This is a genomic window from Dokdonella sp. GW821-FHT11D02 (assembly GCF_058808595.1).
The window spans coordinates 464515-478102 of sequence record NZ_CM179520.1 but is presented as its reverse complement, the minus strand read 5'-3'; the positions used below and the strand labels follow the sequence as shown (position 1 = coordinate 478102).

9 protein-coding genes are annotated in these 13588 nt (G+C 67.7%); 3 read left to right on the top strand and 6 right to left on the bottom strand.

Translation table 11 applies throughout. From position 1 onward, the window contains the following. Position 1: 1 nt before the first annotated feature. The 4 genes from AC3QL3_RS01990 to AC3QL3_RS01975 all read right to left on the bottom strand — a co-directional run bounded on the left by AC3QL3_RS01990 (position 2) and on the right by AC3QL3_RS01975 (position 7711). Positions 2 to 1594 (bottom strand): serine hydrolase domain-containing protein, encoded by a 1593-nt coding sequence (locus AC3QL3_RS01990; RefSeq protein ID WP_492896581.1) that lies wholly within the window; start codon positions 1592 to 1594, stop codon positions 2 to 4. 35 nt (positions 1595 to 1629) lie between these two features. After that, positions 1630 to 4029, bottom strand: a complete 2400-nt coding sequence (locus AC3QL3_RS01985; RefSeq protein ID WP_492896580.1) for a TonB-dependent siderophore receptor — start codon at positions 4027 to 4029, stop codon at positions 1630 to 1632. A 183-nt stretch (positions 4030 to 4212) separates the two neighbouring features. Beyond that, complete coding sequence (locus AC3QL3_RS01980; RefSeq protein ID WP_492896579.1) at positions 4213 to 5637, bottom strand: sugar porter family MFS transporter; 1425 nt, start codon at positions 5635 to 5637, stop codon at positions 4213 to 4215. A 25-nt stretch (positions 5638 to 5662) separates the two neighbouring features. After that, positions 5663 to 7711: a discoidin domain-containing protein gene (locus AC3QL3_RS01975; RefSeq protein ID WP_492896578.1), complete on the bottom strand. Its 2049-nt coding sequence runs from the start codon at positions 7709 to 7711 to the stop codon at positions 5663 to 5665. A 364-nt stretch (positions 7712 to 8075) separates the two neighbouring features. On the opposite strand from AC3QL3_RS01975, the gene AC3QL3_RS01970 reads away from it, so the two are divergent. The 3 genes from AC3QL3_RS01970 (at position 8076) to AC3QL3_RS01960 (ending at position 11831) form a co-directional block, all read left to right on the top strand. After that, positions 8076 to 9860, top strand: coding sequence for an IlvD/Edd family dehydratase (locus AC3QL3_RS01970; RefSeq protein ID WP_492896577.1), 1785 nt, complete (start codon positions 8076 to 8078; stop codon positions 9858 to 9860). Next, the gene (locus AC3QL3_RS01965; protein WP_492896576.1) at positions 9860 to 10783 is read left to right on the top strand and encodes an SMP-30/gluconolactonase/LRE family protein; all 924 of its coding nucleotides are present in this window, start codon (positions 9860 to 9862) and stop codon (positions 10781 to 10783) included. The genes AC3QL3_RS01970 and AC3QL3_RS01965 overlap by 1 nt, the downstream gene beginning before the upstream one ends. Before the next feature lie 112 nt (positions 10784 to 10895). Next, positions 10896 to 11831, top strand: a complete 936-nt coding sequence (locus tag AC3QL3_RS01960; protein WP_492896575.1) for an AraC family transcriptional regulator — start codon at positions 10896 to 10898, stop codon at positions 11829 to 11831. Positions 11832 to 11966: 135 nt separating this feature from the next. Here the strand turns inward: AC3QL3_RS01960 and AC3QL3_RS01955 are convergent, their stop codons facing one another. Together AC3QL3_RS01955 and AC3QL3_RS01950 are read right to left on the bottom strand one after the other, a co-directional pair. Beyond that, the gene (locus AC3QL3_RS01955; RefSeq protein WP_492896574.1) at positions 11967 to 12734 is read right to left on the bottom strand and encodes an SDR family NAD(P)-dependent oxidoreductase; all 768 of its coding nucleotides are present in this window, start codon (positions 12732 to 12734) and stop codon (positions 11967 to 11969) included. Beyond that, positions 12731 to 13588 (bottom strand): fumarylacetoacetate hydrolase family protein, encoded by an 858-nt coding sequence (locus tag AC3QL3_RS01950; protein ID WP_492896573.1) that lies wholly within the window; start codon positions 13586 to 13588, stop codon positions 12731 to 12733. Before AC3QL3_RS01950 ends, AC3QL3_RS01955 begins: the two co-directional genes overlap by 4 nt.

The following is a 13588-nucleotide window of genomic DNA, read 5'->3' as shown; positions in this document are numbered from 1 at the left end:
GTCAGGACCTCTTGCCGTGCAGCGCCGGCCGCGTTTCCGGATGCACCGTCGCGGCCATCTGCGTGAGACTGTTGAGAAAGCTCACTTCGATCGTGTCGCCTGAAAACTTCAGCGTCACGCTGTCGAAGTGCGGCGTTTCGGTGTAGCGCCATTCCATGCGGAAGGTGTCGGCATCGCTCCATGCGCCGGCCGCGGCGATCCGCACCGCGCCCTTCGGCAACACGGTATTGCCGACCAGCTCGGTGAATTCCGGCGGCGTGCCGGGCAGCTCGGTCGTGCCGTCGCGCCAACGGCCGAGGCCGCAGGCGATCGCGTGCGTGTGCGTGCCGGCACCGAATTCGAGCGTGCAGGCGTCGGCGTCGAACGCGAGCGTCAGCCGCTCGATGCCGAGCGCGTTCGGCGCGACGGCGTAGCTCGCGCGCCGCGTCGCGCGCGCCGACGAACGCGCACCCGCGGGCGGCGTCAACGCAAGTTGCGCGAGCTGTGTGTGCAGACCTTTCGCGCCGTCCCGATCTTCGGGCAGCGGCGCATCGTGCAGTCCGGGCAGCAGATGATTCCAGACCAGATCGAGCGCGCCTTGCAGATCGAGCGTGCGGCCGGTCAAGGCGATCACCGCGTCGAGCTCGGGCAGCACGATGCAGAACTGGCCGAATGCGCCGTCGCCGCGGAATGCGTCGTGACGACAGCGCCAGAATTGATAGCCGTAGCCTTGATGCCAGTCGCTGTTGGGCTTGAGCGTCGCCAGATCCTGCCCGGCCGGCGCGGGCTGCTGGATCTTGAACGCGGTCGCTTGCTCGATCCAGGCGGCCGGCAGCAACTGGCGGCCGTTCCACTGGCCCTTCTGCAAATAGAACTGGCCGAACCGGAAGATCGACTCGGTCGTCGCGTACAGACCCCAGCCGCCGGCGTTGATGCCGCGCGGACATTCCTGCCAACGCATCGCGCCCATGCCGAGCGGCTCGAACAGGCGCGGGCGCAGATAGTCGACCAGCTTCGCGCCGCTCCGCTTCTGCACGATCGCCGAGAGCAGATAGGTCGCCGCGCTGTCGTACTGGAACACGCTGCCGGGCGCATGCACGATCGGCTGCGCCAGAAACGCCTTGACCCAATCCTGCTCGCGCGTGACCGCCGGGGTCGAGTCGGCGGCGTGGCCGACCGCCATGGTCAGAAGATGCTCGACGCGCAGGGCTGCGAGGTGCTCGTCGATCGCGGCCGGCGCTTGCTGCGGGAAGAAGTCGACCACCTTGTCCGACAGTTTCAGCCGTCCTTCCTGGATGGCGAAACCGACCGCGGTCGAGGTGAAGCTCTTGCTCAGCGAATACAGGCTGTGCGGTACGTCGGCGCGATACGGCGCCCAAAAACCGCGCGCGGCGATGCGGCCTTTGCGCGCGACTACGACGCTGTGCAGTTCGTGCGCCGGTGCGGCGGCTGCGGCGGCGATGAAGGCGCGCACCGCGGCGGACGACACGCCGAGCGATTCGGGGGTCGCTGCGGTATCGGCGAACGCCCACGACGGCAGGCCGTGACCGAACCCGGCGATGAAAGCACCCGCTCCGACCTGCCGCAGAAGGCGCCTGCGCCCTTCGTTCACCATCCCCCCATCGATGGGTCCGATTCGGCCCGACGGTTTCACAGCGTGTACTTCACCGTCAAGTAGTACGCGCGCGGCGATTGCGGCTGGAACGCGTTGTTCATCACGTAACCGCCGCGGCCGGTCAGGTTGTCGATGTTCAGGCGCAGATCGAACTGGCCGATCTTGTAGCCGGCGAACCCCGACACCTGCACCAGACCCGGCAGCGACACGTCGTAGTGCCAGTCGCCGCCGAGCGTGCCGCGGGTCGGACTTTGCGCGTGGATCCAGCCGCCGAGATACAGACCGGCGAGCGCGCCGTCCTCGAAACTGTATTTGGCGGTGAAGTTGGCCTGCTGGCGCGGTGCCGACCCGAAACGCAGACCGATCTGCTGCGGCACCCCGGGGTACTTGAGGTACTTCGCCACCGGCAGGTTGGTGAAATTGGCCGACAGCTGCAGCGTCTTGGTCGGCGTCCAGGTGACTTCCGCCTCCATGCCCTGCGCGCGGCCGACGCCGCCGAGGTTGTACAGCACCAGCTGGTCGCTCTGGCCTTGATGCGAATAGTCGGGTGTGGCGATGTTGGCGAGGTCGTCGCGGAAGAACGACAGCGTGCCGGTGACGGCGCCGTCGAGCCAGGCGGTCTTCACGCCGAACTCCTTGCCGGTGCCCTTGGCCGGCGGCACCACCTGCGTGGTGCCCGGCTGCAGCAGGCCGGACGGCGTGAACGATTTCGAATAGTTGACGAAGAACGCGGTGTCGGCGAAGAACGAATCGGGCGAGAACGGCTTGCCGATCAGCCCGATCTGCGGAGTGGTGTCGCTGACGCCGGCGCCGTCGGTCGAAGTTTCGGTGTGGCGCACGCCGAGCAGCGCGTGCAGGCGATCGTCGAACATCGACATCTGCTCGGCGACGTAGAACGCATGCGTGAGCACGCGGCCGGTGTCGCGCTGGTTGGCGTAGTTGGGCGTCGGAAACACGCGGCGCAGCGCGTCGAACTGGTTCTGCAGCAGGATCGGCCCGTCGCTGAAGAAATCCCACGGCTGACCCTGGCTGTTGATCTGCGCAGGTCCCACCCAGGCCTTGAACACGTCGGTCTGCGAGCCGGAGGCTTGATAGCCGACCAGGGTCGAATGGCTGATCGGGCCGGTGTCGAAGTAGAACACCGCTTCGAGCTTGTTCTCCCAACCGCTGCCTTCCTGCTCGCCGGCGAGCAAGCCGGAGGTCCCGAAGAACGTGCTGGCGCGACCGTCCGGCCCGAGCACCTTGGCGCCGCTCTGCAACAGACCGAGCAGGCCCCAGGTGTAGTCGGTGCTGGCGAAGGTGTCGCGGATCTCGACGTGCTCGTTCGCCTGCCAGGAAATTTCGCCGCTCCACATCTGCAACGTTTCTTTGTTGTAGTTCTGCGGACCGAGCACGTTGTAGCGGCGGCCGCCGGGCAGGTACTGCGGCACGGTGATGGTCTGCGGCGCGGCGTTCGGACCGAAATTCTGCGCGACCCAGACGTCGAGATAGGTGTCTTGCGGCGCGCCCGAGCCGATGAAGCCGGGATGGCTGACCGGCAGCGTCGACATCTGGCCGTCGTTCTGGATGCGCCGGTAGTTGAGGTTGAGGCTGAGCGTGTCGATCGGGCGGAAGGTGGCGCCGAGGATCGCGGTCTTTTCTTTCTGCTCGGTCCAATCGACCCAGCCGTCGGCGTCTTTCTTGTACAGATCGACCAGGTAGGCGAACTTGTCGTTGATCGGACCGGAGGAGAAGAACTCGCCGCTGCGATACGACCAGCTGCCGACCTCCCCTTCGAAATACGTCGGGCTCGAGTTGAAGGTCGGCTTCTTGTAGATGATGTTGATCGAGCCGCCCGGCGGCACGTTGCCGTTGAACACCGCCGACGGCCCCTTCAACACTTCGATGCGATCGACGCCGGCGGTCGATCCGGCGCCCGAGACGATCGCCAGCGAGTCGAAGCCGTCGACCTGCGGAATCACTTTGTAGCCGCGCACGGCGAAATTGGTCAGGGTCTCGCCGCTGTTGGATTGTCCGGTCACGCCGGTCAGCGCACCGATCGCCTGCATCGATTGCGAAGCGCCGATGTCGCCGAGGAACTGGTGGTTGATCGCCGAGATCGAGATCGGCGTGTCGATGATGTCGGTGACCACGCCGGTGGCGCTGGTGGCCGAACGCGTCTGGTAGCCGACCACCTTGATCTCGCCCATCAGCGACGGCTTGTTCGGATCGGCGGCCGGCGTGCTCTTGCCGGTCTGCGCGTCGCTACTGCTCGTCTGCGCGGCGTCGGCTGGGCTCGCCGCGTCCGACACCGGTGCGGTGGTGCCGGCTGCCGGCGCGGCGCTGTCGACCTCGTCGGCCCAGGCCGGTGCGGCCAGTACGGCGAGCGCGAGCAGCGCGCTGCGCACCGCGACGGACAGCCGCGACAGCGGCAGCGGAGGTGTGGCCTGGCTCATCGTGTCCCCTCGGTCTTGCGCATGTTCGTTCTCGTTTTGTGGCGGCCGTCGCATTCGACGCCGCGATGGCGACACGATTTATGCATGCGGCGGCCGGCGGCGGCTACGCGTCAATTTGCCGGCTTCGGATACGCGCTTAATCGTCGCTGCGGCGTGCCGCAACGCAGCATCGCGGCGGCGATTTCAGCCGCGCATTTGCTCGAGTTCGGTGCCGCGCGTCTCGTGCACGAAACGCAGCACGAACCAGGCCGAGACTGCCGCCGCGACCATGTAGAAGCCATAGGCGCGACCGAGGCCGATGCCGGCGAGCAGGATCGGAAAGCTCACGGTGATGGCGAAGTTCGACAGCCACTGCGTGGCGCCGGCCACCGCCAGCGCGGAGCCGCGAATCTGGTTGGGGAACATCTCGCCCAGCATCACCCACATCACCGGCCCCCACGACAGGTTGAAGAAGACGATGTACAGATGCGCGGCGACCAGCGCGCTGCGCCCGGCCGCCGGCGACAACGCGAGCGCACCGTCTGCACCAAGCGACGCGCTAGCGAAAGCGAACGCGACCGCGGCGAGCGACACCGCCATGCCGAGCGAGCCGATCCACAGCAAGGGCTTGCGCCCGATGCGATCGATCAGGAACACGGTGGCGAGACAGGCGCCGATGCTGAGCGCGCCGGAGCACACGTTGATCAGCAGCGCGTCGCTCTCTGAGAAACCGACCGCCTGCCACAACACCGCGCCGTAATAGAACACGACGTTGATGCCGACCAGCTGCTGGAAGGTCGCAAGTCCGATGCCGACCCACACGATCGGCCGCAGGCGTCGCGTCGAGGCGTCGATCAGATCGGACAGGCGCGGCCGATGGCGGTCGTGCGCGAGCGAGGCTTCGATCTCCGCGCCCTTGCGCCGCGCCGCATCGGCGCCGTACAGCCGCGTCAGCACCGCCAGCGCCTCGCTCACGCGGCCGGTCGCGACCAGATAGCGCGGGCTCTCGGGTATCGGCAGCAACAGCAGCAGGAACGCCAGCGACGGCAGCGCCTGCATCCAAAACATCCAGCGCCAGGCCGCCTGGCCGAACCACAGCGGCGCGGTCGAGACGCCGGCCGCTTGCGCCAAGAGATAGTTGCTGAGGAAGGCGCTGAAGAGTCCGCCGATGATCGCGATCTGCTGCAAGGTGGCGAGCCGTCCGCGGTAGCGCGCCGGTGCGACTTCGGCGATGTAGGCCGGCGACATCACGCTGGCCGCGCCGACCGCGAAGCCACCGAGCACGCGCGCGACGACGAACAGGATCGACGTCGTCGCCGCGCCGGCGCCGAGCGCCGAACACAAGAACAACAGCGCCGCGGCGATCAGCACGCTGCGCCGTCCGTAACGATCGGCCAGGCGCCCGGCCGAGAACGCGCCGAGCGCGCAACCGAGCAGCATCGAGGCGACCTCGAAGCCGACGCCGGCCGAACTCGACGCGAACGCCTGGCGCAGGCCGTCGACGGTGCCGTTGACGACCCCGCTGTCGAAGCCGAACAGGAAGCCGCCGAGCGTGGCGACCGCGCTGATCCACACGATCGAGCGCGTATTCTCGGCGGGTTTCTCAGGCCTTGCGCACACGGCGCTCATCGGCGGCTGCGCTCACGATCCCCGCTTACGGCCCGAACACCTCGATGTTGGAGAACTGTCCCGCGCGTGCATTCCAGTCGGTGCTGGCGCTGACCGACACGCGCACGTAGCGCACCGACGTCGCGGTGAAGGTCGGGTTGACCGTGTTGCCGGTTTCCGGCGCGAGCGTGTACTGCGCGTTGGCGACCAAGGTCGAGAAATTGCTGCCGTCGGTGCTGCCTTCGATGGAGAAGTTCTCGTAGCGCCAGAACCAGTCCGGCGGTGTCGACAGGCGCAGGCGGTTCACGCTGCGCGCGCTGCCGAGATCAATCGTCACCGACGAGGGATAGAGGTTGTAGCCGCCCTGCCAATAGCTCTGCGCATCGGCGTCGACGACGTTGGCCGGCAGATGCGTGCCGTCGTTGCTGCTCGCGGTGACGCTCTTGCCGAAGGCGAGATTGGCCGAGCTGATGCCGCTGATGCTGCCGCCGCTGAGGTACACCGGGCTGGCGCTCAGCGTGTAGTGGACCACACCGGCCGTCGGCGTCAGGGTGGAGACGAAGCCGAGCGTGTCGGTCAGCGTGATCGCCGAGCTGGTGGCGATGTCGATCTCGGTCGAGAGGCCGCCGCCCGACCACAGCACGCGCTTGAGCGGTGAGCCGGTCTTGGTGAACTGCAGCGAGTAGACGCCGGTTTGCACCGCGTCTTCGGTCGAGTAGGTGTAGCCGTTGAGCTGGCGCGTCAGCACCGCCTGCGCGACGAAACTCGGCTTCGGCGCGATCGCCGGAAAGGCGTCCGGATTGCGCAACAGGCCCCAGCGTCCCTGCACGTTGTTGGCCGCGGTGTCGTCGAACAGGTCGTACCACTGGTAGCGATCGAGGCCTTGGCGCAGCGTGAGGATCTGATCGCGCACGAGGTAGGCGGCTTGCAGCGTTTCGGAAATGCCCGGCGCCGTGGCGTAGGTCGACCAGCTGGTCTCGGTCATCCACAGCGGCTTGCCGGCGGCGGCGGGATAGTTGGCGAGCAAGGACTGCAGCGAATCGACGATCGCTTCGTTGTCGTTCTCAGGGCGGTCGAAGGCGAGCCCGTTCGGCGTCACGATGGTCGGATAGTTGTGGAAATTGAACACGTCCACATCGCCCGCACCGCCGAGATCGAGAAAGCCTTTCAGCCAGTCGTAGGAGATGAAGTTGTTGGCCGGCGTCTGGGTGTCGCCGCCGAGCCAATGCTGGGTCCAGCCGGCGATGCCGGTGAGCACGACGCGCGCGCCCGGCGCCGCGCTGTGGATCGCGCTGCCGGCGGCCTGCACCAGCGAGATGTAGCAGTTCGGACCGAGACCGCAGGAGCCGATGGTGACGCCGCTGTCGATGTTGTACTCGTTGTACACCTCGTAATCGATCGCGGTGCCGTAGCGGCCGGCGATCGCCGCCGCGTAGTTCGCATAGCCGGCGATGCCGGCCAGGGAATTGGGCCGCGCATTGCTGTCGTAGGCGGGGTTGTTGTAGCCGAGCACGATCAGCGGCTTCACGCCGGCGGTAGTGAGCGAGCTGATCAAGGTGTCGTAGTTGATCGGGTTCGGGCTGGTCGGCGCAAAGGTGTAGGTGCCGGCGCTCGGCTCGATCTGCTGCCAGCGCATGTCGAAGCGCAAGTTGGCGAGGCCGGCCTTGGTCACCAGATCCGCGTAGTTGGGTGACGGCAGCAGTTCGGGGTGCGCGGTGGTGCCGAGCTTGGCCGCGATCGTACTCGGGAAGGTGGACAGGTTGCTGATGATGCCGATGCTGGTGTCGATCGAGCTCTGGAAGATCGCGCCGAGCTGCAGCTGGTAGTAGCCCGGACCGAGCGCGTTGAGATTGATCGTGCCGGTCGAGCCGCCGGTGTTCGCCGTGCCGCTGGCGACGGTGGTGCCGTCGAGCTTCTTCACCACCCAGTTCACCGGGAACAGCGAACCGACCGTGACCACGGCCGCGCCGGGTTCGAACAGCAAGGTCGAGTTGTTGACCGTGATGGCGCTCGCGATCGACGGCGCCAGCAAAGGCGGCGCCAACAACAGCGCGGCCTGCATCGCGATACGCGTACGACGACTCGTTTTCTGCATGATGTGATTCCCCTCGTTGCGACGGTCGATCGCGGTCGACGGCGACAGCCGGCCGTTCGCACGGCGCCGTCGTCGTACCGCTCAATGGTGCGAGCGCCCGGCGATGACGTTCTCCCCGAGCATGCCGCACGCTACGCCGCCGACGCGTGTGCAGCCACGACGCAATTGATGCGCAGCCGATAGGGTTTTGCTGCGGCCGTGTTCGACGCATGCGTCTGGCGCGAGGGTCGTTCGCGCGCGCGTTCGATTGACGTCGGGAAATGCGGCGGTGCAACGGACGTTTGTATTGCCGGCCGGATAAACCATGCGTGGTCGCTCGGATACACGCAGCGCGAGGATGCTTCACGCGAGGCGAAACGATCCGATGGCCGACGAGACCAAGAACAAGCTGCGCAGCGCCGACTGGTTCGACGACCCATCCCATCCGGTCGACACCGCGCTGTACCTCGAGCGCTACGTCAACTTCGGCCTGACGCGCGAGGAGCTGCAGTCGGGGCGGCCGATCATCGGCATCGCGCAATCGGGCAGCGATCTGTCGCCGTGCAACCGCCATCATCTGCAACTGGCCGCGCGCGTGCGCGAGGGCATCCGCGACGCCGGCGGCATCGCGCTCGAATTTCCCGTGCACCCGATCCAGGAAACCGGGCGTCGCCCGACCGCCGCGCTCGATCGCAATCTGTGCGCGCTGGCGCTGACCGAGATCCTGCACGGCTATCCGCTCGACGGTGTCGTGCTGACCACCGGCTGCGACAAGACCACGCCGGCGCAGCTGATGAGCGTGGCGATGCTCGACCTGCCCGCGATCGTGCTCAGCGGCGGCCCGATGCTCAACGGCTGGCAGGGCGAGCGCCGCATGGGCTCGGGCACGAGCCTGTGGGAGGCGCGCGATCGCCTCGCCGCCGGCGCGATCGATCTCGATCGCTTCATGACCGAGGTGACCACCGCCGCGCCGAGCATCGGCCACTGCAACACCATGGGCACTGCGCTGACGATGAATGCGCTGGCCGAAGCGCTCGGCATGTCGCTGCCCGGCTGCGCGGCGATCCCGGCTGCGTATCGCGAACGCGCGCAGATCGCCTACCGAACCGGCCGACGCATCGTCGAGATGGTGCGCGAAGACTTGCGCCCCTCGGCGATGCTGACGCGCACGGCCTTCCTCAACGCGATCAAGGTCTGCTCGGCGATCGGCGGTTCCACCAACGCGCCGATCCACCTGCAGGCGATCGCGCAATGCGCCGGCACGGAACTGTCGCTGCACGACTGGCAGCAGCACGGCTTCGAGGTGCCGCTCTTGGTCAACTGCCAGCCGGCCGGCGAATTCCTCGGCGAGGATTTCCATCGCGCCGGCGGCGTGCCGGCGGTGATCGGCGAGCTCTTGCGCGGCGGCCTGCTCGACGGCGCCGCGCGCTCGGTCTCGGGACAAAGCTTCACGCAAGCCTACGCGAACTGCGCCAGCAGCGATGCGCGCGTGATCCGCTCGCTGCAAGCGCCGCTGCGCGAACACGCCGGCTTTCGCGTGCTCTGCGGCAACCTGTTCCGCTCCGCGCTGATCAAGACCTCCGTGATCGGCGCCGACTTCCGCGCGCGCTACCTGTCCGATCCGGCGCAGCCGGACCGCTTCCGCGTACGCGCGGTCGTGTTCGAAGGTCCGGAGGACTATCACTCGCGCATCGACGATCCCGCGCTCGGCATCGACGAGTTGTCTCTCCTGGTGATGCGCAACTGCGGACCGATCGCCTATCCAGGCTCGGCCGAAGTGATCAACATGGCGCCGCCGCGCGAACTGATCCGGCGCGGCGTGACGGTGCTGCCGTGCATGGGCGACGGACGCCAGAGCGGCACCTCGGCCAGCCCTTCGATCCTGCACGTTTCACCCGAAGCAGCCGCCGGCGGCGGCCTCGCCTTGCTGCGCGACGGCGACTTGATCGACGTCGATCTGCGCGAGGGCCGCGTCGACGTGCTGCTCGACGACGCGGAACTGGCGCGCCGCCGCGCCGCGTTGCCGGCGCCGGCGCTGGTCGATCAGACGCCGTGGCAGGAGATTTATCGCGAACGCGTATCGGCCTTGGACGAAGGGGCGACGCTGACCACGCGCGGCCGCTACACGCGCTTGATCGAGCGCTTCGGCACGCCGCGGAACTCGCACTGATGCGCGAACACGACGCCCGCTGCGTGGTACCGGCCGCGGCCGAACTCGGCGAAGGGCCGCTGTGGTCGAGCGACGACGCGGCGCTGTATTGGGTCGACATCCTCGGCCGCCGTATGCATCGCTATCGTCCCGACGACGCGCGCGCCGAACGCTGCGCATTGCCGTTCGCGCTGACCGCGCTGGCGCCGGCCGCGAGCGGCGCACTCTTGTGCAGCGGCGAGCAGCAACTGCATCGGCTCGATCTCGACAGCGGCCGCTTGCATGCGCTCATCGACCCGCGCATCGATGACGCCGGCGTGCGCATCAACGACGCCGCCTGCAGCAGCGACGGCGCGTTCTGGTTCGGCACGCTCGATTGCGCCGAGCGTGCGCCGCTCGGCGACTTCTTCCGCCTCGATGCGGACGGCACGCTCGAACGCATCGGCGCCGGCTTTGCGATCACCAACGGTCCCGCCTTCGCGCCGGACGGCACGGCCGGCTACTTCGTCGACACCTTGGCGCGGCGCATCCTGCGCGCGCCGCTGAAAAAGGGCCGGCTCGCCGGCGCGTTCGCGCCGTTCGCCGAGATCGGCGACGGCGAGGGCTATCCGGACGGACTCGCGCTCGATGCCGACGGCGGCGTCTGGTGCGCGCATTTCGGCGGCGGCTGCGTGACGCGCTTCGACGCCGACGGCCGCGCCACCGACCGCGTGCGCTTGCCGGTCGCCAACGCCACCAAGTGCGCCTTCGGCGGCGCCGGCTTCGAGCGCTTGTTCATCACCACAGCGCGCAAAGGACTCGATGCGGCCGCGCTCGCGGCGCAGCCGCTCGCCGGCGGCTTGTTCGAGGCGGCGGTCGGCCGCGTCGGTCTTGCTGCGGCGCGCTATCGCGGCCGGCCGGCGCTGGCGCAGACCTTCGTCACTTGCAATTTCGAAGAGGCGTAATGGATAGTCGATTCGTGCAGGATGCCGTGTTTTTGCGATCTTTTGATCGGTACTCATCCAATAACGACGCAGGCGACCGTACGCGGCGACCTGCGGCATCGGGAGGCACACCATGGAACCGAGATTCGAGACGGTGGAAATCGACGCCGCCAGTTCCTTTCGCAGCATGTGGTTCACCTGCAGCAGTTTCGCCGACGACCACACCTGGCACTACCACCCCGAATTCGAGTTGACCTGGGTGGTGCACAGTCACGGCACGCGCTTCGTCGGCGACAACATCGAACCCTATCGCGCCGGCGATCTGGTGCTGACCGGGCCGAACCTGCCGCATTGCTGGCACAGCGAGAGCGATGGCGGCGAGGACAAGCCCGAAGCGGTGGTGATCCAGTTCCGCCCCGAGAGCTTCGGCCGCGACCTGCTCGACCTGCCCGAGTTCGAGCCGGTCAAACGATTGTTCCGCGCCTCCAAATGCGGCCTGCACATCGACGGCGAAACCGCCGCCGCGGTACAGACGCGCCTGCGCGCGCTGTTCGAGAGCAAGGGCTTGGCGCGCCTGATCGGCCTGCTCGACATCCTGCGCGTGCTGGCCGAGTCGGAACACGACCTGCGCTATCTCGCCAGCGCCGACTACCACATCACCAACGACATCACCGAGATGAACCGGCAGCGCATCGAGCTGATCCATCGCCACGTGCGCCAGAACCTGGCCTGCGAGATCAACCAGTCCGACGTGGCCAAGCTGGTCGGGCTGACGCCGCCGGCATTCAGCCGCTTCTTCCGCCGCGCCACCGGGCAGACCTTCGTCGGCTTCGTCAACATCCTGCGCGTCAACGAAGTCTGTCGCGCGATGACCGAGAGCAGCGAGTGCATCACCAACATCGCGATGAACTGCGGCTACAACAACATCGCGAACTTCAACCGCCAGTTCCTCGCGCTCAAGGGCATGAACCCGAGCCAGTACCGCGAGCGGCATCAGCGGCTGAAGCAGAACGCGAAGCGCTTCGGCGGCGAGCATGCAGCGTCGCGGCGGGTGGTGGAAGCGCACTGAGCCGGGTGCGGCAGGCGCCGCTTTCGCCGAGAAGTTCTCGCAAATGTCCCCTCGCCCGGCGCGCTGCGCGCGCCAGCTTCTCCCGCACGCGGGAGAGGCGAAGTGCATGGCGCGCTTGGATGAAAAGGCTCGAGATCAGTACGGCCAATTCGGCTGCGTGAACACGCCGCCGTCGACACCGAGCGTCTGTCCGGTGACGAAGCTGGCCGCGTCGCTGGCGAGGAACAGCACCGCCGCGGCCACGTCGGCCGGCGTGCCGACGCGCCGCAGCGGCGTGATGCGCGACCACACCGCGGCATAGTCGGGCGCTTCGCGCCGCGTGCGCTCGACCTCGATCGCACCCGGCGCGATGCAGTTCACGGTGATGCCGTGCGGTCCGAGTTCCATCGCGGCGCTGCGCGTGAACTGGTCGATGCCGGCCTTCGAGGCCGAATAGTCGACCAGGTTCGGGAACGGAATCTTGTTGCAACCCGAGCCGATGTTGACGATCGCGCCGCCGCGCCCGGCGGCGATCATTAGGCCTGCGGCCTTCTGCGTGTTGAGGAAGCAGCCTTTGAGGTTGGTGCGCAAGACGCGATCCCAGTCCGCTTCGCGCAGCTCGAGCAGCGGGCTCCAGGTCTGCACACCGGCGTTGTTGACCAGCAGGCGCGGCGGCGCGCCGAAGCGCTGCACCGCTTGCTCGAAGAACAGGTCCACTTGCGCGTACACGCCGGCATCGCAGACGGCGATGTGCAGCTGCCGGCCGAGCGCGGCGATCTCCGCGGCCAGCGCGGCCGCGCCGTGCTCGTCGTCGACGTAGCTGACCGCGAGATCCCAACCCTCGTGCGCCAGCGCGAGCGCGATGCCGCGCCCGATGCCGCTGCTGCCGCCGGTCACCGCAGCCCAGCGCGACGACGCGCTCATGCCGCCGTCTCCGCTTGGTAGCGCACCACACGTTGCCGCTGCGTGCCGAGCCCGTCGATCGACAATTCGATCACGTCGCCTTCGGCCAGCCAGCGCGGCGGCGTCATGCCGAGACCGACGCCGTGCGGCGTGCCGGTGCTGATCAGATCGCCCGGCTGCAGGCTCATGAACTGGCTGACGTAGTGCACCAAATAGGGCACGCTGAAGATCATGTCGCGCGTGTTGCCGTGCTGCATGATGCGGCCGTTGACCTTGCATTGCAGAGTGAGCGCATCGAGCTCGCCGATCGCATCGGGCGTGACCAGATACGGCCCGAGCGGGCAGAAGGTGTCGCAGCCCTTGCCCTTGTCCCATTGCCCGCCGCGCTCGAGCTGATAGCTGCGTTCGGACAAATCGTTGATGAGGCAGAAGCCGGCGACGTGCTGCATCGCGTGTTCGATCGGCACGTAGCGCGCTTCGGCGCCGATGACCACGCCGAGTTCGACTTCCCAATCGCCCTTGTGCGCGTCCGGCGGCAGCACGACGTCGTCGTTGGGACCCGTGATCGAAGACGGCGCCTTTAGAAACAGAATCGGCTCGGGCGGCGGCAGCTGACCGGTTTCGCGCGCATGGTCGGCGTAGTTGAGGCCGACGCAGACGATCTTGCCGACGCCGCGCAGCGGTGCGCCGAGGCGCGGCGCGCCGTCGACGCGCGGCAAGGTTTCCGGCACCACCTCGCGCAAGCGGCGCAAGGTCTCGACCAGGTCGGCGGCGACGACGTCGGGCACGATCGCCGCGGCATCGCGCAGGACGCCGTGCGCGTCGAGCAGGGCCGGGCGTTCGCTGCCGCGGGGTCCGTAACGCAAGAGCCGCAT